Source organism: Macellibacteroides sp., assembly GCF_050251695.1.
In the GTDB taxonomy this organism is placed as follows: Bacteria; Bacteroidota; Bacteroidia; order Bacteroidales; family Tannerellaceae; genus Macellibacteroides; species Macellibacteroides fermentans.
Genome location: NZ_JBFWMI010000007.1, coordinates 1 through 24,357 on the forward strand (window position 1 = coordinate 1; position 24,357 = coordinate 24,357).

Below are 24,357 nucleotides of genomic sequence, written 5' to 3' on the forward strand. Positions count from 1 at the left end.
CCCTGAATCATTACTCTGTTCTTTTTACATGCTTCTGCAGCGATGGTACGTGTTTTGAAGATACGGGTGGCCCACATCCATTTATCAATCCTTACCTCTGCCATATCCTATGTTTATTTATTGTTGTACTGATTCATTGTTGTCTGCACACCAGCCAAACAAAAACTTTTGATAATCTCGACCGCCCTCTTCATCTTTTCAGGCATTTCTGCCAGTTCATTGGGAGGAAACTGTCCCAGAACGTAATCGATCTGTCTGCCCCGGTGGAAGTCGCTTCCGATACCAAACCGCAGTCGGCAGTACTCCTGGGTACCTAACAACTCCTGAATGTTTTTTAATCCGTTGTGTCCGGCATCGCTTCCTTTGGGCTTCAGCCGAAGTGTGCCGAAGGGTAAAGCCAGATCGTCTACCACAACAAGCAGGTTCTCAACCGGAATATTCTCTTTCTGTAACCAGTAACGCACGGCGTTACCGCTCAGGTTCATAAAGGTGTTGGGCTTCAGAACCACCAATTCACTGTTTTTAATCCTGAATTGGGCAGTTGCTCCGTACCTGTTTTCGGTAAAAGATACACCGGCGTCTTCGGCCAGGGCATTAACGACCCTGAATCCAACGTTGTGGCGCGTACCTAAATACTCCGAACCAATGTTTCCCAATCCTACAATTAAATATTTCATGCGTATACTTTTTTAAAAGGAAAAAGGGAAGAATATCTCTTGTTCAGAAACACCCTTCCCTTTGTATTGTAAAAACTTTTCCGAATTAGTTACCCTTAGCTGCGGCACCTCTTGCGGCACGAGTCAGCTTAACAGCACATACAACGGCGTTCTTTGCGTTCATGATTTCAAGACCTTCGAAGTGAAGAGCACCTACCTGCATTGTCTTACCTAAACCAAGCTTATCAATGTTGATGTTAAGTTTTTCAGGAATTGCAGTGTAAACAGCTTTTACCTTCAACTTTCTCATTTCAAGGCTCAATTTACCCCCTGCCTTAACACCTTCTGCAAAACCATCAAGTACAACAGGTACTTCCATTACGATAGGCTTGTTGTCAAATACTTCAAGGAAGTCGATGTGCAGAACAGCATCAGTTACCGGGTGGAACTGAAGGTCTTTGACGATTGCTTTTGTCTTTTTATCTCCGATAGTCAAATCAACAATGAAAATCTCTGGAGTGTAAATCAGTTTACGAACAGCATCTTTAGTTACATTGAAGTGAATAGTGCTTTCTCCACCATAGAGAACAGCAGGAATCATTTCTTCTTTACGAATAGCTTTAGCAGCCTTTTTTCCGATTTCAGTTCTCGGAGTTCCTTCTAATTGGAATGTTTTCATTTTACAATTTGTTTTTTTGTGTTACTCAAAATTAGCTTTCTTCCTAATTTCCCATTACACGAGAGGTAAAAAGCGGTGCAAAGATACAAAATAAAATTGATTTACAAAATAGATGTCACTATTTCAGTTATCTACACTATTTCAGGTCGCTTATATACTGAATAATACTTACAAATAGTATCATACAGAATGTCAAAGGGTTCATCCAGTAATCTGGTAGAAATACAAATGGGTGAACCGTAGAAATCGTTTTTCAGCTTTAAAGTTCTTTTTTTACTGTTTGTTTTCTCTTTATGTATATATTCTTCTGGATTACGAAGAACTAAAACAACATACTTAAGTTCTAGGTTGCTGATGTCGTTCATTACCTTGATCTTAGTAACATCATCCCAACGGATAATACCTACCTGGCTACCTGTAGCCAGGTCTTCAATTCCCTCACTTGTTAAACGTACTCCAATATACTTGGATTTATGTAATTTATATAATGAGTAAACAGTAAAAACAAAAAGACCGCAAGAAACAGCTCCTACTAATAAAATGGCCATTTTGCCTTTGCCAAATTCAAGATTGTCGGCCCATAAAACAGGAATTAGTCCTAATAATAAGGATGATACCAGCCCAAATAGAAGCTTTAGTCTTGTTCTTTTATGGATTTTGAATTTAACTTCCTTGTTTGTTTCCATTTATATTAAATACTTTTTTCTATATTCCAGACAAAGGCTCTAAGGCCTTGAGCCTCTGTTTGTTTATCTATTTTGTGAAGCAAGTTTAAGAAGTTGTCTACTTTTTCATCTTCCACCATTGTTAGAATGGCCGAATTAAGTGTAGGCCATGCATGGTTACCATAATGGGGATCTCCGGTTACACTACCTCTACCTTGAAGTTCTTCCCAATAGGTAAAACCGCGCAGATTGTTTCTGTCCATTATGCTTAGTATCATTTCATAATAAGCCTGATTAAACGATATAAATATTGCTTTCATTTTATACTTATTTATTGGTTTATAATTACAGGGATAGATGTTTTATCTATCCCTGTAGTCGTATAGTTATAATTGATCGAGTTGTATAAGTTTAGCATGTTTTCTGCGTTTACGCTTTACTCCATTGGCTGCAAAAACAGAATAAACAACTGGAACAATAATTAGTGTAATCACTGTTGATACAGCAAGTCCCCAAGCTACAGTCATACCCATGGGTCTCCACATTTCAGCACCTTCACCTGTTCCAACAGCCATTGGAATCATACCTAATACGGTAGTCATTGTAGTCATAAGAACCGGACGTAAACGCGATTTCCCTGCAGTTACTGCAGCACCAATAATACCCATTCCTCTTTCTCTACAAAGAATCATATAGTCTATAAGAACAATTCCATTTTTAACTACGATTCCCAAAAGCATGATAACTCCAATTAAAGCCATTACACTTAATGGGGTATTTGTTATAGCTAGTCCCATAAATACACCTGTGAATGCAAAGGGAATGGAGAACATAATGACAAATGGATCAATGAGTGACTCAAACTGAGATGCCATAACAATGAAGATAAGAATAACAATCAAAGCCATTAGCAATCCCAGATCTGCAAATGTTTCTTGCTGATCTTCGTAAGCTCCACCAATTACATATGATATTTCACTCGGAATACTCATCTTTTTAATCTCAGCACGAGTCTGGGAAACGAGTTCGCTCAGAGCAGCTCCTTTTCCAACATATCCCGAAATTGTTACAATACGCTCCCGGTCTTTTCGCTCGATAGTTGGAGGTGTCATCCTTTCAACAACTTTACCTAATTCTCTTATTCGTATGCCTTTTCCCTGATTATTGTAGATCAGAATATTCTCTATGTCTTCGATCGATTGTCTGAATTCGGGTGCATATCTAACGCGTATGTCGTATTCTTCACCTTCCTCTCGATAATAAGAAGCGGTTATCCCATTAATTCTGCTTCGAAGGGACTGAGACGCAGAAGAGACATTAAGCCCATTTAAAGCAAGTTTTTCTCTATCGAAGTCAATCTGGTATTCCGGAATATAATCACCTCGGCTAACAGTTACCTGACTACAGCCTTTTAGTTTCTGCATCCGGGCTGATAACTCTCTGGCAACTGAGTCGGTAAGCGCAAAATCATAACCATATATTTCAACATCAACGGTGCTTTGTCCTCCCATAGATCCATTACTGCCTCCTGCTATTACTTCAAAGGTTTTAATTTCTGTATACTTGTTTAGATCTTCGCGCATTAAGTCACAGATTTCTGTTAACCCCCGTTCTCGTTCGGCAATACTTGAAAGGCTAATATTGAAGTTCATGATGTGTGTACCATTGTCGCTCATTGATGCCCATGCATTATCGGTATCGGCTTGTCCGGAACTGAAGTTGCAGGTTTCAATTTCAGGATATTTATTCATGAACTCCTTGTTGATCTTTAATGCAAATTCTCTGGAAATTTCTTGACGTGTACCCACTGGTAATTCAATCTTGATACCTATTCGCGCGTTATCTTGAGTAGGAAAGAACTCAGTCTTAATTACGGGTAGAAGCATTAAACTAGCTGCAAATATGAGTGTAATTAAACCAATAACAGTTTTTCTATGTCGTACCGACCAATTTAACAACCGTGCATAGGCTACATCCAATGCATCCAATGCTTTTTCGATTGGCGAATAGAATAAGATAAAGAGTCGTCCCTTCTTAGGGTCTAAACGCATCATCTTAGATGCAAGCATTGGGGTAAGGGTTAATGCTGCGGTTGTAGATATTATCATGATAATACTTACAATCCAGCCAAGTTGACGGAATAATACGCCTGCCATCCCTGTCACCATCGTAAGAGGTAGAAATACTGCTAACATGGTAAGAGTCGAAGCAATAACTGAAATTGCCACCTCGTTTGTTGCATGAACAGCTGCTTGCTTTGGCTTACTTCCTCTCTCAATGTGGGTTGTTATATTTTCTAGAACAACAATCGCATCATCTACCACCATCCCTATTGCAATAGAAAGCGAGCTGAGTGATATAATGTTTAGCGAATTGCCAGATGCAAGAAGATATATGAATGCTCCTACCAGTGATATGGGGATGGTGAGAATAATAATGAATGTTGCCCTCCATCTTCCAAGGAATATAAATACAACCAACATAACCAGAATAAAGGTTATCAGGATTGTTTCTGTTAAACTTGAAATAGTGTTTCTGATATTCTTTGACGTATCAACAATTACACCAAGTTTAACATCCGAAGGTAATCCTGCCTGAATCTCAGGAAGCTTTTCAAGTACTGCATTTGATATTGCTACTGAGTTAGCTCCCGATTGTTTTTGAACAATGATCATTCCTCCACGTGATCCGTTATTATAAACTTCCTGTGAACGCTCAGCAATTGTATCTTCTATACGAGCTACATCCTTTAAATAAATATTCTTTCCATTTGAATTTCCAATTACAGTGTTCAGAAGCTCATTCGCATCCGTAAATTCTCCCTGCACTCTTAATGAATAGGTGTTGGAGCCAATATCAATGCTACCACCGGGTGTATTGAGATTTTCCTGTCCTATGATTGAAGAAATAGACTGTATTGAAAATCCATAAGCTTCAAGTTTAAAGGGATCGCAATATACCTGAATCTCTCTTTCGGGGGCTCCGGCTATAGAAACAGAACCAACTCCACTAATTCTGTTCAGAGGATTGACCACTTTATCGTCCAAAATCTTATAGAGAGCGTTTGTACTTTCGCCTGCTTGAACACTTAATAAAAGAATAGGAATATCATCCATTCCGAACTTGAAAATAGTAGAGTTGCTTACATTCTCTGGCAGTGCTGACTCAACAATGTCTAATTTATCTCGGACATCGTTGGTTGCAACATCAATGTCAACACCATACTCAAATTCAAGGGTGATAACCGAAATATTCTCTTTTGATTGTGATGTAAGATGTTTTAAATCACTTACACTATTTAAAACGTTTTCCAAAGGACGGGTTACATTGGTCTCAATGTCCGATGCACTTGCTCCATTATAGGCTGTCATAACCATGATTGTGGTTTCATCTATTTGTGGAAGCAAGTCGATGGAAAGTCTGTTTAGGGAAAAAAGACCGAATATAGCTATTGCCACAAATACAAGGGCTGTAGTTATCGGTTTTTTTACCGCTGTTCCATATATACTCATAGTAATAAATTTCTTTTAGGTTTATTTTACGATTTCAACTTCCATGCCATCGTTTAGTCGGCTCTGTCCGGTAACAACAACCTGGTCTCCGTTTTCTACACCCGAAATAAGTTCGTATTTGTCTCCCATACGGCGACCTAACTCAACTTTGTTGTAAGATACTTTTCCATCTTTGTACACGTAAATGTAACGATCTCCCGAACCGGACTGCTTAACAATGGCTAAGTCGGGAACAACAACGTTTTGCTTCACTCCGAAGTTGATTGTGACCCGGGCAAACATTCCCGGACGAACACGCTCGTCATTATTTGCTACCGTTATTTCAACCGGAAAAGTCCGGGTTTGAGAATCTATAGATGGGTAGACAAGACTTACTTTTCCAGCAAATGCTTCGTCGCCGTATACATCTAGTTTTACATCTACGGGCATTCCTTTCTTCACTTGAGTAAACAGCGTTTCCGAAATATTTACCAGAAGTTTAACCGGACGGATTTCTTCAACTACAAAAATGGGAGTACCCATAGAAAACATATCCCCGCTATCGTAGTTGCGTGCAGTTACAACTCCGTTAATCGGACTTATTAACTGTGTATTCTCCGACAGATTGCGGTAGCTTGTCTTCGCAATCTCAAGAGAAGTCTTTTGAGCTTCCCATTGCGATTTAGACACACCTCCTATTTTATATAATTCATCCAGACGTTTGAATTCGGCTTCGATGTTTTCCATCTGAACTTTAGACTGCATCAGGTTGGACTGATCCATTTGGGCCAGTTTCTGACCTTTTCTGACTTTATCGCCCACCTCTGCAAACACCTTATCTATTCGAACGGCCATTTGAGGAGCTATCTTATTTGTAACACTCGCTTCAACGGTAGCGGTAAATTCGCTTGTCTGTTCCACGTCTTGCGAAGTAACTGTTTCAACTTTTACCTGTACTTTTTGATCTTGTGTGGTGGTTTGATCCTTTTTTTCGTTGTTGCAAGACACTAATAATAGTGCAGCCATGGTTATGACGGGTATTCTGTACAACATTTTACTTGTCTTCATTGTATTTATCCTATTGAATTTGTTGTTTGTATTCATTTTATTTTTGTTCTCCCAGAGTTTTCTCCAAGTCTGATTTAGCTATCATATAATCATAAATAGCCTGGTTGTAATTTAATCTCGATTGAGTAAGAGCTAATTCTGCATCATTTAATTCAAGCAATGTGCCTGATCCGGTTTCGTATCTCTTTTGCGCGATCTGATATCCTTTCTCCGACTGACTAACACCTTTTTGCGCTGCATTGAATTTCTTGATACAGGTATTCATATTGTCCAGATACTGCTTAAGAGCCAATTGGAGGTTTCGCTTGGCATCTTCACGTTGTAAGCTGAGTTGTTCGAGAGTTACCTGCGATTGTTTGATTTTGTGGTATTTGCCTCCTCCGGAAAATATTGGAATCGACAGCGACACTCCTACAACCGAATAGGGATTCCATCTGTATTCGCTGAATTTAAAATTATTGTTCATAGCCGACCATTGATACATTCCAGACAAGGATAGGGTAGGCAGGTATTCAAATTTTTGCATTTTGATGGTCTCTTTGAGCTGATTGCTTTGAATATCAAGCTGTTTAAGATCCGAATTGTTGACCAACGAAGTGTCGGTACTTAGGTAATCTGCGTATAACTCGTTTTCAAATTCTGTAAGTTTGCCTTCGCAATCTATGGCAAGATCCAGGTCCATACCTAAAAGGGCTTTAAGCTGCCATTTGGCAAGTGTCAGCGCGTTTTCGGCTTGAAGCATATTTGGAATGGCATTCTTTACACTTACATCTGCTCTAATCAAATCATATTCGGCAACCAGTCCCTGATCAAACTTCTTTTTAATATCCTGGTAGTTTTCCATGGAATTGTCGTAGCTGCTTTTAAAAACCCGGTAAGAGTCGTTTGCCAGCAGCACTCCATAGAAGCTTTTCTTTACCTGATTTACCATGGCTATTTTTGATGAACGGGCCTTTTCAACTGCAAGTTCCACATCAATGGCCGATATAGTAAGGCTTTTCCAAAGTGTTGGTGCAACAAGTGGCATGGACGCATTAAAACCATAGCTCCAGTTATTATCACGACCTACTTCAATTCCTTTACTTATATCCATAGTTTCTGTTCCTTCGGTGGGTGTTGTTGTTTCAGATCCTCCTCCCATGGCTCCGAATCCATCAAGATACATAACCTGCTTTTTCAAAGTCCGGTTATAATCGGCCGAAAAGTTAATTTGAGGAAACAGTGGGGCATAGGCACCTTTTTGGGCATACTTTTTCTTTTCAATTTCTTTATTCGCAACCTTTACGGTGGGATTTTCACTTAAGGCGATCTCTAAGGCTTTACTCAGATCCAGTTTCAATGTATCCTGGGCGCTCAAAGTAAAATCCGTTGAGGGCAATAGTATAAGTATTGCCAGCAGCATCTTCTTACTTATCGATAATTTTTTCATTTACAGATTATTTTGATTGTTACTTTATTTTATGTTTATGAATGGAATACTTTGGATGTCAAAGCATAATGTCTTATAATTTCTTGTCCTTTATCAGTACTGATACCTCTCAAAAAGAGATAAACAACAGTACTATATATCTCTACCAGAGAGTGACTGGAAAAAGCTTTCGATGGTTCCAGCATATTGATGTGCTTGTTGGCTATCAATGTTATCAATTCAAAGTTTATCTCAGACATAAAAACGCCCTCTTTAACTCCTCTGTCGAATAACCTCCTGCATGTTTCAGAGAACTCACTTTTGTAAAGTGATTCTATTTCCATTGCCCTTGGATAGCGCTTCAAATCCGCATAAAACTTTTTGTTGTAGCATTTGGGATGTTTAATCAGCTCGTGATAAAATCCGAGAATAGCTTCAATTACAGTTTCAGATTCTGATTCATATGTGCTCAATAGCTTTTTAAACCGGTTGTAAGTATATACAATCCCTCTACACAATAAATCTTCTTTATCAGTGTAAAATTCGTAAATGGTTCTTTTTGAAATTCCCATCGACCGTGCTATATCATCCATGCTAACACTCTTTATGCCATTTTGAGCGAAGAGGTCGTAAGCTGTTATCATTATCTGATCCTTTATCATTCTTACTGAGTCTGAAATTTGAATTTAGTTGAATGTGCAAATTTCTTTTATATTAAGAAAACTGGAAAGGTTTATTCCGTTACAGAGTTAGTCAAAATCGAATTTCTTTATGTTTTATATCTTAATTATATGTCAAAATTAAAGCAACTTTGGTGAAAAATGAAACATGATAAAATGGATGTTGTATTTTATTATTGTTTATATTTGCAAATATATAATTAACTTTTATGATACATTTGCCATCTTTTGAAATCATAGAATTAAATAAAGAAATTCTAAGCAGTGATAATTTCAATAACGATGTAATTGTTGCAAGTGCTGAAGGATCTCATTTCCCGTCGGAGAATCCGGACGATCTTTATACATCTCCTTTGCGAATCAATGCTGTAATGTTTATCCTGGTACTTCAGGGTACGGCGAAAGTTGGGATTGACTTTACATTGCATACTCTGATGAATCCTAGTTTATTGATGATAATGCCGACACATACAATTCAGGTATATTCGAGAAGCGAAGATTTTAAAGCAAAACTTCTTATTCTGTCGCAGAATTTTCTGGATGAATGCAGTTCTATTAAAACCCCTCCTTCGGCAACCTTGTATATGCAGCTTCGAAAAAATCCGTATGTATTGCTTGAACCTGAAGAAGCCGTCTTGTTAAATGATTATATGAAGCTGTTCATAAATAAGATCAGATTAAAAAATCATCACTTTCAGCTCGAAGTGCTACGTAATACATTTATCGGGTTTACGTTGGAATTGGGTAATATATTTGTAGATAAGGAGAGTATTCACAAACAACCTGTCTTAACCAGAAAAGAAGAGATGTTTCAACATTTTCTGGAGTTACTGTTAACGCACAGTAAAAGCGAGCATGGCGTAAATTTTTATGCCGAAAAATTGTGCATCACTCCACAATATCTATCTCTTATACTTAAAGAACTTACCGGAAAATCTGCCAGTAAGTGGATTGACGAAGCTCTTTTGATGGAGGCTAAAGTTCTGCTTAAAACCCCCAACTCCACCATTCAGCAGGTTGCCGATATGTTAAACTTTTCGGATCAGTCTACTTTTGGTAAATTCTTTAAGAAATATATGGGAATATCGCCAATGGAGTACAGGAAGTCCTGATTTACCTTTTTCTGAATCTGAGCCAGCTAATAGCTTCACACAGTCCGTAAAAGATTGAGGTCGCACCAAATAGAATGAAGGTGTTTGTTATTACCGCAAACGGATAAACAATGATTATAATTCCGATTGCTAAGGTGATTGTTGGCATAATGTAAAATAGCCACGGGATAATATTCCATTTCCGAGCTAAAATCAGGGTTATCAGCTGATGGATACCTGCGATTAGAAGCAATCCCCCAAATATGTACATCAGAATGTTAACAAAGAATTCAGGCATAATAAGTAGCCAGGCTCCAAACAGTATACTTCCGGCACTTTCAATCGGGAATATTGCTTTACTTGCAGATTGCTGCTTTCTTTGTGTAAAATAGGATAGTAGCGATATGATCCCGGGGAATATAAATAATACACCGATTGTCATTACTAAATAAAGAATGGCCAGCTCTGTCCACAGGATCAACATTAATCCTAATAATATGGCAAAAATGCTTCTTAAAAGCGTGTTGTTAATCTGTTTCATTTTAGTACTTGTTTTTTTAGTTTATTATAAGTCTGTTGGAAGTGTTTTTGGTTGAGTCGGCTGGTATAAGCTGGTATCTTCTGCGCTTACGGAAAATATCACCCAGGCGATCAAAGTCCTTTTTAAACATGATGCCAACTCCTTGAGTTGTGAGAGCAGATTTAAGATATTTGTACATGTCATTGGAGTGGTTGTAGGCTTTTAACCTTATTTCTCCACTTTTGTTTAGTTTATATTCCAAATCAAATTCTCCGACAAATGTTCTGGGTTGTGTTGGGTTATTCTTATACCCGAAATTCCCGTTAAATAGGAGTCTGTTATCCAAAAGCTGACTCGAAAGCATCATTTCAACTTCTGTATCCGTAAAGGATGACTCACTGGCCCGTATGTTTGTTCCAATCTGCACTTTGTCTGTTATGCTGCTTAGAATGTTGGATAGTTGCGATGATATGGCCGAAGAAGCTACCGATGCAAAGCCTGATGTAGTGGAGCTGACCATGGCATAATCGGGCGTATAGAATTTGTTTAAAACCAATAGGTAGACAACCTGGCGGGTCATCATTTCCTCGGTGTCGACCAAGCTACGCATTTTTCTTTCAAGCTCTTCATTCGAATTGGGGAGTTCCAAATCAAAAGAAATAGTCGGACTCCTTAATACTCCATTTAAATTCAATACACAGTTTACAGGCACATTGGTCCGGGCACTTTCCTGTGCCAAAGATTCATCCAAATCCCCTAAATTGGCAGTCAAACTATAAATTGCATTGATATCCAGATTGGCATCAAACGGATCGCCTCGGAAAGATACTGTACTTCCTTCCCTTAAATTAAAGTCTTTCTGGATAACCTGCTGGAGACTGAAATTATAACTTCCGCTTTCTATGCTGTATGCTCCATACATTCGTAAATCAGTTTTTGTACCGTACTGGATTTGCATATTGCCATTCCCATACCCCTTAATCTTATCTCCGGATACAGGATCCATTACAAGTTCAATTTGTGCATCGGGTGTTAGATCCAGTAAAAAGTTCATTCGGTATTCTGCACCTCCAGATGAATTTTGTTTCTTTTCTGAGGAAAGACTACTTCCTTTACTATCAGTGGCAATTGTGTCTTTTTCAACAAAGTTGATAAAGTCGTATTCCATGGCTTTAGAACCCTCCATAAAATTCAATGCAATGGAAGTGCCGGGATTACTTCTCATATTTATATCAAAGTTAATGAGTTGTTCGTTCCCTTGTATCGTAGCCGAACCACTTCCGTAGGCTGTTCCCGAAATCTGGGGATTCTGACGTGGAGTGGCATTGTATAATAGCATATTGTCTGCCTGTACAGTCGCTTTGAAATTGAAGTCTCTGAAAAATTGATGATTTACCTCTCCGTTTACCTTCCCTTTATTTCCGTCTTTATCGTACAGAGTAAGGTCTTTTACACGGATTGTTTCCGGCGTAAGATGTATTGAATCTGTAAAAGTATAATAGGTATTCAGATAATCGATACCGAGACCTCCGTCTTTAATCAATGCTTCACCTTCTACTGTAAGCTTACTGAACGGACCGAACAAATGAACATTACCAAATCCACTTCCTTTGATGTTCTTCGCAATGTTCTGCATAAAAGGTTGCAAAAAAGAAATATCAATATCATTCGCATCAAAGTAAAGCGATAGTCCGGATTTTTCACCAACCGGGTAAATAAATCCATTAATATCAGTCCATGTACTGTCATTTTTATAAATGCTGCCAAGCATCATGATTCCTTGCTGCTGATCGTCCCACTCACTGTATAGATTTAATTTACCAAAGGGAACTTTGTTGAATGAAAAGTTTTCTATTTCCAGATCCGTATTTAATACACGGCTACCATAAAGATCATTCAGATTAAAGGTTCCTGTCGCCTTTCCGCCGAATTGTAGTACCGGAATATTTACTATGTCGAAAATATAGCTGAGTTCTACATCTTTTAAGTCAAGCTTGAGCGTGTCTGTGGGTGTTTTGGAAACATCTCCATCCAATCGAATAAACTGATCATCGTGATAAGCGTAAAAATTATCAATCATAATTCTCCCGTTTTCAATGAAGATATTGGATGGCTCTATTTGCCAAAGAGAATCATTAACAATAATCGGACTTTGATTCAGTTCTATTTCAGTCCTTAATTTGGCAGGTCCAGCTTCTTGTTCCTGCATTACAAAGTGGGTAGACGAAGATAAATCTGCTTTGAAAGTTTTTGATTTATTGTTTGCCCAACTGATAAGAGAATTAATTCTATCGTTTTTTGCATTTAAAGAAAGATCAAGGTAGTTTTTAAGTCCCTTGTTGTTAAAGTTAGTTGCTTTAACATGAAGAACGATTTCATCAGTGGGATTATCGCATACCATATATCCCGATTCGAAGGCCGAAGCACCAACTTTAAATCCCGGAAGAAATGCTTCAACTCTGAATTTATTGTATTTGTTATTGTAGTGTCCCACAATACGAGATTGGTTTACAATCGTTACAGGAAGTTTAAGCGTTTTGGAAATACTATCGGTATTTTCTATCGTAAGCAGTAATGAGAAGTTATTCTCTTTGGTTTTCTTTTCTTTCTGAGTTGCCTTGATTAATGCCGGAAGATATCCTTTAAAGGTATTCATCAGGCTGGGAATTATAGTTTCAAATGAATATGATCCGTTAATTTCTCCGTTAATAACGTCGGATGTGATGGTTAGCCTTCTGTCTAAAGAATGCCCTGAAGCAGCGATTTGAAATTTGTTGATGAAAAATTCGCTGGGAGCTGTTTTAAATGACAGGCTGTCAATGCGGATATTACCCTCAACATTATCAATCGTATTCCCTGTAAAATCGGCTTTTAACGTACCTGATATCTCAGGAGAATCATATGCATTGGTAAGATGAAGCTTATCAGGCCGAAAGCTCTTTAAGTCTGCAACAAAATTAAAAACAGAATTTTTACCACGGTGTTCAAATAGGCCCTCGGCATATAATGTTCCATTCGGATCATCAACTTTAATCATCCCATTAAAACCGTTCTTCTTGAAATTCCCGGTAAGATTTACATTCTTATAAGTGTAGCCTTTAAAATCGACTTCGGTTACGAGCGCTTTCACATTTCCTGAAAAATTACCGTTTGCCGGTCGTTGGGAGTCAAGTGTTATATCAAAGGCAACATTTCCATATGGATTTCCGGCATCAAAAAGTTCATTAATTTTAAGACCGGAAGTCGCCATATGACCCTTTAGATAAGAGTCAATTCCCTTTGATTTATTTCTTCCAAAAATTAAGTCGGTTTGAATTGCACCGATAGCTGATGATAATCTGCCGAATGCTACCAGATTATCAAAAAAACCAGAAATTTCTCCTGTAAAGTTGATTGTTCCCAATTTGACAATCTCCCGTGGTAAAACCACAGGTTTACTGCTGAAGTTATTCGCCAGGCCTTGAATACCTCCGGTAGTCAGGTACATTTTGTTAACCTGACCAAACACATAGGCTTCTTCCGGATGGGTGATACCTTTCAGTTCCATCTTGCCTAAGAATAACATTTTGTCGCTGTACTTTACAGTAAGTCTTTTCAGATCAATATTGTCAACACTACCTGAAACTTCGGCCGACATTTCGATAATGTCGGCAAAATTCTGAAAAGCAGGAACAAATGAGGCAAGATCTTTCAAGCATACTTCCGATGGAGCTATCCGTAAGGTTAACTTGGCATTATCAACCAGCTGTCCTATACTGTCTACTTGTGTCAGGTCCACATTTGCCCTATCGATCTTTAAAGCGGTTTGAGGTAATTTAACCTCAAAATTTTGAATAGAAGCACTATCTTTATTTGCAGTAAGATTGAGCGTTAGCTTGTTTAATTCGAATCCAGATTTCTCAGTAAAGCTAAGTTTCTTGATAGAGGCATTAATACTGTCCTTATTGAAAGCCTTGATGGATATCTTGGCGCTTATATTCTTTATAGCTACATGCTTTCCGTTAAATTTACCAGGAGTTTCGGGAGTACTGCTCACATCGAATGACACATTCCCTTTACGAACGAGTACTGAGTTAAACTTTAAATCAACGTTGGTCTCTTTTTTTACGGAATCCTTGCTTGCAAAGGCATCAATAATAAATTGAAGATTTAACTTTTCCTGGGGAGTTGCTTTTTTTAGATGCAAATCGAATCCAAACAATCTTACTGTTGTGAAAACAAATTTACCCTTCAATGCTGGTAGTAACTCAAATCCCGCAGAAACATGGTTCGCTTTGAAAAGTACGGATTTATGCTGATCCTCCAAATACAAATCTTCAAGCACAATACTGTGAAACCATTCAAAATCAACTTTTCCAACTTTTACGGGTACACGCAAGTACTCGGATAATTCTTTAGACGCTGTATGTGCGATTTTCTGTTGCACATAGGGTATATGTAACAGAATTACCGGTACGGCATAGAATATCCAGAATATAAAAAGAAGAAAAATTATTATGTATTTAAGACCTCTGATACCTTTACTATATTTTAAGTACAAAACTACAACAATATCGCGATAGATTTTGTTAATTTGCAGAAAAAAAGAATATAGTATGTCCATAACAATCCTTGGAATCGAATCATCTTGTGATGACACTTCGGCATCTGTAATCAGAGATGGCGTATTGTTGTCCAACATCATAGCCGGCCAGGCTGTACATCAGTCCTACGGAGGCGTTGTCCCCGAGCTTGCATCGCGTGCTCACCAGCAAAATATTATTCCTGTGGTAGCAGAAGCTATTAAACGTGCAGGAATTGATAAATCAGAATTAAGTGCTGTTGCTTTTACCCGAGGTCCCGGATTAATGGGCTCATTGCTTGTAGGAACATCTTTTGCCAAAGGTTTCTCAGCATCGCTAGGGATACCAATGATAGAAATCAATCACCTGCAAGCGCATGTATTGGCTCATTTTATAAAAGAAACTCCCGATGATACAGATCAGCCAACCTATCCATTTCTTTGCTTACTGGTATCTGGGGGAAATTCTCAGATAATAAAGGTGAACGCCTATAATGACATGGAAGTAATAGGACAAACGATTGATGATGCAGCAGGAGAAGCTTTTGATAAGTGTGCAAAAGTTATGGGATTAGGTTATCCTGGCGGACCTGTTGTGAATCGTTTGGCTAATGAAGGTAATCCGAAAGCTTTTGAGTTTAATAAACCACATATTCAGGGGTATGACTATAGTTTCAGTGGATTGAAGACCTCTTTCCTTTATACTTTACGTGACCGATTGAAGGAGGATCCGGATTTTATTGAAAATAATAAAGCAGATTTATGTGCTTCGCTTCAGTCTACCGTGATTGATATTCTGATGACAAAGTTGCGTAAAGCAGCAAAAGATTTAAATATCAAAGAGGTTGCTGTGGCTGGAGGGGTTTCTGCCAATACGGGACTTAGGGACGCGTTTCATGATCATGCCGCCCGTTACGGATGGAAAATTCATATCCCTAAATTCGCATTTACTACTGATAATGCAGCAATGGTAGCCATTACCGGGTACTATAAATACATGGATAAAGATTTTTGCGCAATGGATGCGGCACCATTCTCAAGAGTGGTTTTATAAATTATCGTGTTATGAATGTAGAGATTATCACCATTGGAGACGAGCTTTTGATTGGTCAGGTTGTAGATACCAATTCTGCCTGGATTGGTCAGGCGCTCGGAAATGAAGGATTTCGTGTCGTGTGGCGTACTACGGTGGGCGACAACGAACAGGATATGCTTGATGCGTTTGATGCCGCAATGAACCGGGCTCAGATCGTATTGGTTACCGGAGGTATCGGGCCGACAAAAGACGATATTACAAAGCAGACACTGTGTAAATATTTTCATACCCGCTTACGTTTTTCTCAAGAAGTTTATGAAAATATAGAAACAATCTTCTCTCGTGGTGGTAGAGTTATGAATGAACTTACCCGCAATCAGGCTTTGGTGCCTGAAGATTGCACCGTTATTCAGAATACCGCCGGAACAGCTCCTGTAACCTGGTTTGAAAGAAATGGTAAGATTCTGGTTTCCATGCCCGGAGTCCCGTACGAAATGAAATGGATAATGAGCAACGAGATAATTCCACGACTCAAAAAAAAGTTTCTTCAGGACGTATACATTAAACATCATACTTGTTGGGTAAAAGGCCACACTGAATCTTTGTTGGCTATTAAGCTAACGGAATTTGAAGAAGCGCTGCCCGAATACATTAAATTAGCTTATCTGCCTCAGCCCGGGATTATTAGATTACGATTATCTGCCTATTGTGATACAGAATCGGAAGCATTACGAATTATAACCGAGCAAGCGTTAAAGTTGCGTGAAATCTTAGGTGAAAATATTATAGTTGAGGAAGATAAGCCCGTACATGAGATGATTGGCGAGCTGCTGATAAAAATGAATCTCACTCTTGGTACAGCCGAAAGTTGTACAGGGGGCCGTATTGCAGCCCAACTAACTTCCATCCCCGGAAGCTCAGCTTATTTTGTTGGCAGTATAGTCTGTTATGCCAATCGTGTAAAGGAGCAACTGTTGGGTGTATCACCACTTGACCTTTCAGAAAAGGGGGCAGTAAGCAAAGAAGTAGTAGAACAAATGGCCAAGGGCACCTTGCTTACGCTTGGTTGCGATTGCTCTGTGGCTACATCCGGCATTGCCGGTCCTAGTGGAGGAACCCCCGAGAAACCTGTAGGAACTGTCTGGATTGCTGCAGCCTGCCGCGATAAGGTAAGGTCTGAATTATTCCACTTCGGTACCAACCGTGAACAGAATATGCTGCGTGCAAGTAATATGGCTTTATTAATGTTGCTGGATATGCTTCAATCATAATTAATAATGAATCAATACCCTGTTTCTTCTATTTTGGAAGAAATACGGGTAATTGCTTCATTCAACTTTTCTTCCGGTAGAATAACATTAAAACCTTCCCAGAAGTTTTCATCGTAAGTAAAATTGGTTTCAGCAAAAACAGTTCTTGTCGGGAGCATTTCATTTCTGGTGAAACGGGTTACATCAGCAGTGTCTATTTTACATGTAACCATTTCAAACCAAGTATGCAGTGTTGAATTTCCAAAAAATGCTTTCTTCCTTTTTACCTTAAAATCCAGATCTCCACGAATGTGATTTATGTAGTATTTGCTGTTAAGTTGTTTGTAGGAAACGGTGTAACGAACCGCCTGAGGCTCTAGATCATAAAGCTTACTTTTTTTCACAATTAACATGTCAGTTGCTTTGCGGATGTAGAAGGGATTGATCTCGAAATTAACCCGAAGTAAGGCTTTATTGGCGGCATCAATGTAGAGTTCTCCTTTGTAAAGCGGACTATTTTCATTCTTGTTTTGCACGAAAGAGATAACATGTGCCAATTTGTCGTCAATAACAGTCAGGTCCGACTGACTGAAATTATACCTGTCCAATCCTTCCAGAGATAGAAAATCAGGAATGTTCTTAATCAGATCCAGCATCAGAGACGCATTGATTCCCGATTTCATTTTTAATATAATGGTATCTTTTACTGCTTCATTGGTGATTTTCCTCATCTTAAGCAGTTTTACCTGATCGGCAGACGACGAATGATAGCTGGCTTTATACACTTTGAAAACAGCCTCAGACAAGCTGACGAATTTTTTCTTATACTCTATTCCTTCGCGGTAAAAAGAGGTGAGATAAGAGGGTTTATCCGGATAATTCTCCCTAATACCTGCCAGCATATCATTAATAATTTTGATTGGATTATCCAGGCTCACAATAATCTCCTGGATGGAAACTACACGTGGATCCAGATAAATCTGACTGTTGCTGTTGCTCAACAAATCAATGTTCAGGTCAACCGGTTGATATCCCACATGCGAGATATGGATTGTCTTATTTGGTATTGAATCTGGAACCTTCAATCTAAAGGCTCCGTTTTGATTGGTGATAGTGCCGATCGAAGAATGAAGCACATTAACAGATGCAAAAGGAATTATCTCTTCATTCAACCGGTCGTGAACAGACCCTTCTATCAAGGTGTAACTTACAGAATCGGATTGGATTGGTTTTACTCTAGGAACTTTAATAGTATCAGTGGGAATGTAAAGCAGGATATGCCTGCCTATTACACGCATTCCCAATTTGCTGTTTCCTGTAATTTCGTGAATAGCTTCCCTCACCGTGTAAGTCCCTTTTGCAATTTTTCCTTTCTGTTCGTTATTTACTACCTTGCTATCGTAAATAAACAGGTGATCGGAGCGGTCGGTCACTAAATTAAGCAGCTGATAAATAGAACCTTTACTTTTGGGTAGCCGGATGCGCTTATCCAACACATTGCTTTCCTGTGCAAGGATGGGTAATACTATAAAGCATAGTATCAATCCATGCAACATACGAAGACAAAGGTTGGCTTTAGTTTTCATTCCATTATTTATTTAAGGAGCCGATATAACCAACGTATCTTCCTTCTGTTCACTTGTCAGTCCCAGCGCAAGACAAATAAGCTCAGTCATAGCAGCCGGGGAATTGTCGTAAAAGCTAACTGTAAGCCGTCTGTTTTCGAGTTCGGAAGAAGATAGCTGTACGGGCTGCGAAGACATTCGGTTGATAACCCTTACAATATTAGCGAGGGTCTCATCCTTAAACTGAATCCGTTCCGTGTACCGGGCAAACTGATCCATATCGCTTGTCGGACTTTTCAAAAATAAGTTCTTATTCAATATTACGGTTTCTCCGGCCTTAACAAACGAACTTTCACCGTTATCAAGACGGGTTACTTTAACCAATCCCCGCTGAACTGATAATTCAAAATCATTTTTACCATTGTTTTTTACATTGAAAGCTGTACCAACCACCTCAATAGTGGTATATTTTGTTTCAATAAGGAAAGGTCTCTGTTTATTGCCACTTACATCAAACAATGCATTACCGTCCAGCTTAACCAACCGCTTGTCGGCTTCAAAATGTTCTGGGTAGCTTAAAGTGGCATCCTGAGCTAAATAGATGATTGATCCATCTTCAAGAGTCGTTACCAGCGTATTGTCTTCGGGACCGTTTTTAAGAGAGAGAAGACGCTCATCTGTTCCCCAGTCGTTTAACAACCAGATCCCCAGTGCACCGCAAAGGCAAAGCACCGCAATAGCAGCAGCCATACCCGCAAATACGGGACGCATCAAACGCTTTTGTCCACGAGCCGGAATCAAATTATCTTGTTCCAGCCGCGAATACAATTCATTCCATGCCTGATCTGTATGTACTGTCTGATCTGTATGTAAATTTCTATCTTTCATTTTTTTACCTTGTATGTATGTATAAATCGATCTCCTTTCTCAATGTTTGGAGAGCTTTGGTCATTTCAGCCTCAATTGTTTTAACCGAGAGTGCAAGCTCGGCCGAAATCTCCGTGTATTTTTTTCCTTCAAAACGGTGCATGCGAAAAATCCGTTGTCTGCGTTCAGGGAAGTTCTGTATTGTCTTCTCAACCCGTTCCTGAAGCTCTTTATATTCCAAAGACTCAAGGGGTGTTTGAAAATCGTTGTCCGTATCTTCGTTCAACCGCTCTTCACGGTATTTGTCTTGTACCAGCAAATGTTCGATGTGTTGCAACGACCGATTGCGTACCGCACCGTAAAGATACGCTTTTACAGATTGAAATACAGGTAGTTTACTTCTTTCTTTCCAGAAAATATAGAACAGGTCCTGTACAATCTCTTCAGCAATTTCCATCCGGTTCACGTAGGTAACGGCATAGCGGCATAAAGGCTCGTAATAGAGCCTGAACAGCCCCTCGTACGCCTTTATGTCGCCCTCCTTTATTTTCCCAATCAGTATCAGATCATTCAGCATGCCGCGATATTATTTGAAATGAATTTCAAATATAGGAAAAGTTAGCAATCACTCCTGTTGTTTTCTCAATTTATTTGCTGCTTTTTCCAAAGATTCGGTCGGCTCGATAATGTTATAGGATCCCCAGAAGTTTTCGTCTCTGAAGTCGCTGACCTTATCAGATAAAGACTGGCTTGATTTGAATGACATTTTGTATGGAATCGCATTTACAGCCTGATCTTTGCTATCGGTAACCACCATTTCGGAAACCATGGCATAGTTGGTAGAGAATAACCTGCGTTTCCAGTCACATTTAAATCGTACCTCATTGCGTATGTAATTCAGATAGCTTTTACCATTCACCTGCTTGTAAGTAACCAGGAAGGAAACTTCGACAGGGCGAAAGCGAAGTCCGGCTGGTTTTTTCTTTAAGATGGCACTGGTAGCTTTGTCCCGGTCTTCCATATTGAGGTTAAACTCAGCTCTTGTAAAGGCCAGACTTTCTTTGTCGATATACAATTTTCCATAGTGCAGCGCGTAGGGTAGGATAGCCTGCGGCTGGAAGCTGATTACATACTGCGGGCGGTTGTCCATCACTACAGACTCTTCCATACGGAAGCTAAAGTAGCCAAGAGTTGTCTTATCCAGTAAAATATCCGGATTCTTTACTATATCCACGTAAAGTGAAAGATTCGGACCACCCAAAAGTTTTACAATCAGGGTATCACTGGCTTTCTGACTTAACAAAGCACGTCCTTTAAAAATCTGAACACGGTCTCGGGAAGCATCCTCATCGTACGGAGTTTTATAAACATCGATAATTGCTTCTGAGATATTGATGTAACGTTTGCCTTTCTGAGCCGTTTCACGGTAGAAACCAGTTAGCAATGTAGGCTTTTCACTGTAGTTCTTACCAATCCTGTTCATAGCCTCCTCAACAAGCATTCTCGGATCGTGGGCTCTTACAACCACCTCTTCCAGCACATTCGCATTCTGAGTAAGCATTACGTTTTCATCTACCATATCATTACCTGTCAACGCGATCCGGTAATTGTAGTAACCTATATGGGAAATTTCTACCACCTTGGCCTGCAGGGAGTCCTGCACCTTGATGGTGAATTCACCGTCGGAGTTGGTAATGGTACCAACGTTGGTTCCCGGAACAGAGATATTTACATACTCAAGTTTTTTCTTTGTCTGTTTGTCTTTAACTGTTCCGCTTACAATAAAATAGTTGCCCTCTTCCTGAGCCTGCAACGGGTAACTGCTGAGAAGCAAAAGTGCCGTCATCAGATAACCAAATAAAAAATACATCCTGGTTTTCATATTTGTACGTTTTTAGTGTGGATACTTCCAATTCTTGTTTGTACTTCTAAGATCGCCCACCCATCAAATACCCTATGAAAAAATACAAAAAAATAAAGCGGAGATGCATTTTTTTGCATCCCCGCCCTATATAGTCTAAAAAGTGTCGCGTTATTCTGCTAAATATCTATAGTAATACACAAACCGTAGCCCTAACCTCTCTTATAAGATCAGAGGGAGAAAGTCTGATTTGTAGTCCCCGTTGTCCCGCACTCACATAAATCTGCTGGTAATTCAGACAAGTTTCATGAATAAAAGTGGGAAACTGTTTTTTCATGCCAACGGGAGAACAAGCCCCCCGGATGTATCCGGTAGTAGGAAGCAACTCCTTCATGGGAATCATATCACAATTCTTGTTGCCCGAAACTTTGGCGGCTAACTTAAGATCCACCTCCTCCTGTCCCGGAATCACACATACAAAGAAACCCGTTTTATCGCCTTTCAGTACCAGCGTTTTAAAAACCTGGTTCACATCTTCTCCCAATTGCTCAGCTACGTGTATGGCACTCAGATCACTTTCGTCCACCTCATAAGGAATCAGTTCGTAGGCCACTTTGGCTTTGTCCAGTAACCTGGCAACATTCGTCTTATTTACTTTCATTTGCTAACCCTTTCATCGATAGTTGAACGCGCTTACGTACTAAATCAACGCTTTGAACCCGTACTTGCACATGCTGGTGCATGCTCACCACCTGGGTGGGATCGGTGATAAACCTGTCGGCCATTTCCGAAATATGTACCAATCCGTTTTCCTTGATACCCACATCCACAAAACAGCCGAAGGCCGTGATGTTGGTAACAATACCCGGTAAAACCATCCCCTCTTTCAGGTCTTCCAGTTTCTTTACGTTCGGATCAAACTCGAACACCTTGATGGTCTGGCGCGGATCCCTGCCGGGTTTATCCAACTCTTCCATGATATCTGTCAGTGTAGGCATCCCTATCGTAGCACTTACGTACTTCTGCAGATTCAATTTCTTTTTAAGCTCTTTGTTGGCGATCAGTTCCGAAACAGTACAATTCAGATCCTTAGCCATTTGTTCCACAATGGAGTAACTTTCGGGATGCACTGCCGAATTATCCAACGGATTTTTGCCGCTGGTGATGCGAAGGAAGCCTGCCGACTGCTCGAAAGCTTTTTCTCCCATCCGAGGAACCTTCAGAAGCTCTCTTCGTGAAACAAACGGGCCATGTTCTGCACGGTAGTTAACGATGTTCTGTGCAAGCGTCGGCCCAAGTCCCGAAATATACGTAAGCAGGTGCTTGCTGGCTGTATTTACATCCACACCCACCAGATTCACACAACTCTCCACAGTCTGATCCAGACTTTTCTTCAGTGCTCCCTGTTCCACATCGTGCTGGTATTGTCCCACACCAATGCTTTTGGGATCAATCTTTACCAGTTCGGCCAACGGATCCATCAACCTTCTGCCTATGCTCACGGCACCACGTACGGTTACGTCGTATTCAGGAAACTCCTCGCGGGCAATTTTAGAGGCCGAATAGACTGATGCACCGTTCTCACTCACCACAAATACCTGTACCTTGCGATCGTATCGGATACCGGTGATAAACTGCTCCGTTTCCCTGCTGGCCGTTCCGTTTCCTATGGCAATGGCATCAATGGCATAGGTGCTAACCAGCTGCGCTACTTTTGAAGCAGCCTTTCCCTTCTCGTTCTGGGGTGGGTGAGGGTAGATGGCTTCGTTATGGACCAGATTACCCTGGGCATCCAGACACACCACCTTACATCCCGTGCGATAACCCGGATCCACGCCCAATACCCTTTTCTGACCAAGGGGAGGCGACAGTAACAGCTGGCGAAGGTTTTCGGAGAATACCCGGATTGCCTCCTCATCAGCCTTCATTTTGCTGAGGTTGGCAAATTCGGTTTCGATAGACGGTTTCAATAACCTTTTGAAGGAATCACCAACCGCCTCTTCCACCTGTGCAGACGTATCAGAACGCCCCTTAACGAACCGTCGGTTCAGTCTCTCGATACACCCTTCGGCATCCGGCGAGATAGACACCCTCAAAAAACCTTCAGCCTCACCACGGCGCAGAGCAAGCAACCGGTGAGACGAACAGCGGTTCAACGATTCGCTGAAGTCGAAATAGTCGCGATACTTGCTACCTTCCTCTTCCTTGCCCTTAACCACTTTGGATGAAATAACAGCCGTCCGCGAAAATGAATTACGTACTGTATTACGAGCCTGCTCGTCCTCGTTCACCCATTCGGCAATAATATCCCGGGCACCCTGAAGCGCCTCACGTACATCCTTAACATCACCTTTCACGTAAGGCGATGCCGCTTTGGTACTATCCTGAGCTGTTTGAAGCATAAGTAAGGTAGCCAGAGGCTCCAACCCCTTTTTGCGGGCAATCTCCGCTTTGGTCTGCCGTTTCGGCTTGTAAGGCAGGTAAATATCTTCCAGCTCCGTGCTATTCCACGATGTCTCAATGCGTTTTTTAAGTTCGGGGGTAAGCTTACCCTGTTCATCAATAGAAGCCAGTATCGTCTCCTTACGTTTACTTACCTCCTTTAATTTGCCGTAATGATCGTTAATATCCCCAATCTGCACCTCATCCAGGCCACCGGTCACCTCTTTGCGGTACCGGCTAATAAAAGGAATGGTAGCCCCTTCGTCCAGCAACCCCATTGTTTTTTCAACCTGACGCGCAGGAATGCCCAACGCCTTGGAGATAAGTGAATAAAATATTTCAGTCATTTGTTATAGTTTTATTGTTTCGTCTGCCAGCAAGGACAACGAGTCCGGCTGATGCGATACAAAGATAATAGTCTGTTTATTGATTTTGTGCAATGCTTTGATCTGATTGATGATCCGAGCGGTAAGCGCCTCGTCGAGCCCTTTGAACGGTTCGTCCATCAGCAGTAAAG

Annotated in this window: 19 protein-coding genes and 1 pseudogene; 3 read left to right on the top strand and 17 right to left on the bottom strand. The window is 40.2% G+C overall.

Annotation, left to right across the window (positions count from 1 at the left end):
• The 9 genes and pseudogenes from AB7E53_RS02090 to AB7E53_RS02130 all read right to left on the bottom strand — a co-directional run.
• A pseudogene (locus AB7E53_RS02090) lies at nucleotides 1–104 on the bottom strand (RNA-binding S4 domain-containing protein); the annotation flags it as partial.
• Between the two features lie 9 nt (nucleotides 105–113).
• On the bottom strand, nucleotides 114–677 hold the full coding sequence (gene pth / locus AB7E53_RS02095; RefSeq protein WP_068178274.1) for an aminoacyl-tRNA hydrolase: 564 nt from the start codon (nucleotides 675–677) through the stop codon (nucleotides 114–116).
• Between the two features lie 85 nt (nucleotides 678–762).
• The gene (locus AB7E53_RS02100) at nucleotides 763–1,335 is read right to left on the bottom strand and encodes a 50S ribosomal protein L25/general stress protein Ctc (protein ID WP_446773886.1); all 573 of its coding nucleotides are present in this window, start codon (nucleotides 1,333–1,335) and stop codon (nucleotides 763–765) included.
• Nucleotides 1,336–1,466: 131 nt separating this feature from the next.
• Nucleotides 1,467–2,021: an STM3941 family protein gene (locus tag AB7E53_RS02105; protein ID WP_179399326.1), complete on the bottom strand. Its 555-nt coding sequence runs from the start codon at nucleotides 2,019–2,021 to the stop codon at nucleotides 1,467–1,469.
• Nucleotides 2,022–2,026: 5 nt separating this feature from the next.
• On the bottom strand, nucleotides 2,027–2,320 hold the full coding sequence (locus AB7E53_RS02110; protein ID WP_446771481.1) for a PG0541 family transporter-associated protein: 294 nt from the start codon (nucleotides 2,318–2,320) through the stop codon (nucleotides 2,027–2,029).
• A gap of 66 nt (nucleotides 2,321–2,386) precedes the next feature.
• A complete protein-coding gene (locus AB7E53_RS02115) occupies nucleotides 2,387–5,512 on the bottom strand; it encodes an efflux RND transporter permease subunit (protein WP_446773889.1) in 3,126 nt (1,041 codons plus the stop codon).
• Nucleotides 5,513–5,533: 21 nt separating this feature from the next.
• On the bottom strand, nucleotides 5,534–6,559 hold the full coding sequence (locus tag AB7E53_RS02120; protein ID WP_446773891.1) for an efflux RND transporter periplasmic adaptor subunit: 1,026 nt from the start codon (nucleotides 6,557–6,559) through the stop codon (nucleotides 5,534–5,536).
• 37 nt (nucleotides 6,560–6,596) lie between these two features.
• Nucleotides 6,597–7,988 carry a TolC family protein gene (locus AB7E53_RS02125; protein ID WP_068178259.1) on the bottom strand — a complete coding sequence of 464 codons (1,392 nt, stop codon included), beginning with the start codon at nucleotides 7,986–7,988 and terminating at the stop codon, nucleotides 6,597–6,599.
• Between the two features lie 35 nt (nucleotides 7,989–8,023).
• Nucleotides 8,024–8,629 (bottom strand): TetR/AcrR family transcriptional regulator, encoded by a 606-nt coding sequence (locus tag AB7E53_RS02130; protein WP_446773893.1) that lies wholly within the window; start codon nucleotides 8,627–8,629, stop codon nucleotides 8,024–8,026.
• Nucleotides 8,630–8,856: 227 nt separating this feature from the next.
• On the opposite strand from AB7E53_RS02130, the gene AB7E53_RS02135 reads away from it, so the two are divergent.
• Nucleotides 8,857–9,759 (top strand): helix-turn-helix domain-containing protein, encoded by a 903-nt coding sequence (locus AB7E53_RS02135; RefSeq protein WP_068178253.1) that lies wholly within the window; start codon nucleotides 8,857–8,859, stop codon nucleotides 9,757–9,759.
• 1 nt (nucleotide 9,760) lies between these two features.
• Here the strand turns inward: AB7E53_RS02135 and AB7E53_RS02140 are convergent, their stop codons facing one another.
• Both AB7E53_RS02140 and AB7E53_RS02145 read right to left on the bottom strand, forming a co-directional pair.
• Nucleotides 9,761–10,279: an HdeD family acid-resistance protein gene (locus AB7E53_RS02140; RefSeq protein ID WP_446773895.1), complete on the bottom strand. Its 519-nt coding sequence runs from the start codon at nucleotides 10,277–10,279 to the stop codon at nucleotides 9,761–9,763.
• A gap of 16 nt (nucleotides 10,280–10,295) precedes the next feature.
• On the bottom strand, nucleotides 10,296–14,861 hold the full coding sequence (locus AB7E53_RS02145) for a translocation/assembly module TamB domain-containing protein (RefSeq protein ID WP_446773897.1): 4,566 nt from the start codon (nucleotides 14,859–14,861) through the stop codon (nucleotides 10,296–10,298).
• Here AB7E53_RS02145 and tsaD point away from each other — a divergent pair.
• Nucleotides 14,854–15,873: a tRNA (adenosine(37)-N6)-threonylcarbamoyltransferase complex transferase subunit TsaD gene (gene tsaD, locus AB7E53_RS02150; protein ID WP_068178242.1), complete on the top strand. Its 1,020-nt coding sequence runs from the start codon at nucleotides 14,854–14,856 to the stop codon at nucleotides 15,871–15,873. The two genes, AB7E53_RS02145 and tsaD, sit on opposite strands and share 8 nt — an antisense overlap.
• An 11-nt stretch (nucleotides 15,874–15,884) precedes the next feature.
• Nucleotides 15,885–17,126, top strand: coding sequence for a competence/damage-inducible protein A (locus AB7E53_RS02155; RefSeq protein ID WP_079681930.1), 1,242 nt, complete (start codon nucleotides 15,885–15,887; stop codon nucleotides 17,124–17,126).
• Nucleotides 17,127–17,137: 11 nt separating this feature from the next.
• On the opposite strand, the gene AB7E53_RS02160 is transcribed toward AB7E53_RS02155, so the two are convergent.
• The 6 genes from AB7E53_RS02160 to AB7E53_RS02185 form a co-directional block, all read right to left on the bottom strand.
• Nucleotides 17,138–18,691, bottom strand: a complete 1,554-nt coding sequence (locus AB7E53_RS02160; RefSeq protein WP_446773899.1) for a carboxypeptidase-like regulatory domain-containing protein — start codon at nucleotides 18,689–18,691, stop codon at nucleotides 17,138–17,140.
• A gap of 12 nt (nucleotides 18,692–18,703) precedes the next feature.
• Nucleotides 18,704–19,558, bottom strand: coding sequence for a FecR family protein (locus AB7E53_RS02165; protein ID WP_079681932.1), 855 nt, complete (start codon nucleotides 19,556–19,558; stop codon nucleotides 18,704–18,706).
• A gap of 4 nt (nucleotides 19,559–19,562) precedes the next feature.
• On the bottom strand, nucleotides 19,563–20,114 hold the full coding sequence (locus AB7E53_RS02170) for an RNA polymerase sigma-70 factor (protein WP_068178229.1): 552 nt from the start codon (nucleotides 20,112–20,114) through the stop codon (nucleotides 19,563–19,565).
• 48 nt (nucleotides 20,115–20,162) lie between these two features.
• Nucleotides 20,163–21,419: a carboxypeptidase-like regulatory domain-containing protein gene (locus AB7E53_RS02175; protein WP_068178227.1), complete on the bottom strand. Its 1,257-nt coding sequence runs from the start codon at nucleotides 21,417–21,419 to the stop codon at nucleotides 20,163–20,165.
• Nucleotides 21,420–21,585: 166 nt separating this feature from the next.
• On the bottom strand, nucleotides 21,586–22,059 hold the full coding sequence (ybaK, locus tag AB7E53_RS02180) for a Cys-tRNA(Pro) deacylase (RefSeq protein WP_068178225.1): 474 nt from the start codon (nucleotides 22,057–22,059) through the stop codon (nucleotides 21,586–21,588).
• The gene (locus AB7E53_RS02185; RefSeq protein ID WP_446773901.1) at nucleotides 22,046–24,187 is read right to left on the bottom strand and encodes a Tex family protein; all 2,142 of its coding nucleotides are present in this window, start codon (nucleotides 24,185–24,187) and stop codon (nucleotides 22,046–22,048) included. Before AB7E53_RS02185 ends, ybaK begins: the two co-directional genes overlap by 14 nt.
• Between the last annotated feature and the right edge of the window lie 170 nt (nucleotides 24,188–24,357).

Coding starts and splice junctions, on each gene's coding strand:
- AB7E53_RS02160 (WP_446773899.1), bottom strand. CDS start 18,691: ATGAAAACTAAAGCCAACCTTTGTCTTCGTATGTTGCATGGATTGATA.
- AB7E53_RS02140 (WP_446773895.1), bottom strand. CDS start 10,279: ATGAAACAGATTAACAACACGCTTTTAAGAAGCATTTTTGCCATATTA.
- AB7E53_RS02110 (WP_446771481.1), bottom strand. CDS start 2,320: ATGAAAGCAATATTTATATCGTTTAATCAGGCTTATTATGAAATGATA.
- AB7E53_RS02145 (WP_446773897.1), bottom strand. CDS start 14,861: ATGGACATACTATATTCTTTTTTTCTGCAAATTAACAAAATCTATCGC.
- AB7E53_RS02100 (WP_446773886.1), bottom strand. CDS start 1,335: ATGAAAACATTCCAATTAGAAGGAACTCCGAGAACTGAAATCGGAAAA.
- AB7E53_RS02175 (WP_068178227.1), bottom strand. CDS start 21,419: ATGAAAACCAGGATGTATTTTTTATTTGGTTATCTGATGACGGCACTT.
- tsaD (WP_068178242.1), top strand. CDS start 14,854: ATGTCCATAACAATCCTTGGAATCGAATCATCTTGTGATGACACTTCG.
- ybaK (WP_068178225.1), bottom strand. CDS start 22,059: ATGAAAGTAAATAAGACGAATGTTGCCAGGTTACTGGACAAAGCCAAA.
- AB7E53_RS02185 (WP_446773901.1), bottom strand. CDS start 24,187: ATGACTGAAATATTTTATTCACTTATCTCCAAGGCGTTGGGCATTCCT.
- AB7E53_RS02125 (WP_068178259.1), bottom strand. CDS start 7,988: ATGAAAAAATTATCGATAAGTAAGAAGATGCTGCTGGCAATACTTATA.
- AB7E53_RS02120 (WP_446773891.1), bottom strand. CDS start 6,559: ATGAAGACAAGTAAAATGTTGTACAGAATACCCGTCATAACCATGGCT.
- AB7E53_RS02115 (WP_446773889.1), bottom strand. CDS start 5,512: ATGAGTATATATGGAACAGCGGTAAAAAAACCGATAACTACAGCCCTT.
- AB7E53_RS02105 (WP_179399326.1), bottom strand. CDS start 2,021: ATGGAAACAAACAAGGAAGTTAAATTCAAAATCCATAAAAGAACAAGA.
- AB7E53_RS02130 (WP_446773893.1), bottom strand. CDS start 8,629: ATGATAAAGGATCAGATAATGATAACAGCTTACGACCTCTTCGCTCAA.
- AB7E53_RS02135 (WP_068178253.1), top strand. CDS start 8,857: ATGATACATTTGCCATCTTTTGAAATCATAGAATTAAATAAAGAAATT.
- AB7E53_RS02170 (WP_068178229.1), bottom strand. CDS start 20,114: ATGCTGAATGATCTGATACTGATTGGGAAAATAAAGGAGGGCGACATA.
- AB7E53_RS02155 (WP_079681930.1), top strand. CDS start 15,885: ATGAATGTAGAGATTATCACCATTGGAGACGAGCTTTTGATTGGTCAG.
- pth (WP_068178274.1), bottom strand. CDS start 677: ATGAAATATTTAATTGTAGGATTGGGAAACATTGGTTCGGAGTATTTA.
- AB7E53_RS02165 (WP_079681932.1), bottom strand. CDS start 19,558: ATGAAAGATAGAAATTTACATACAGATCAGACAGTACATACAGATCAG.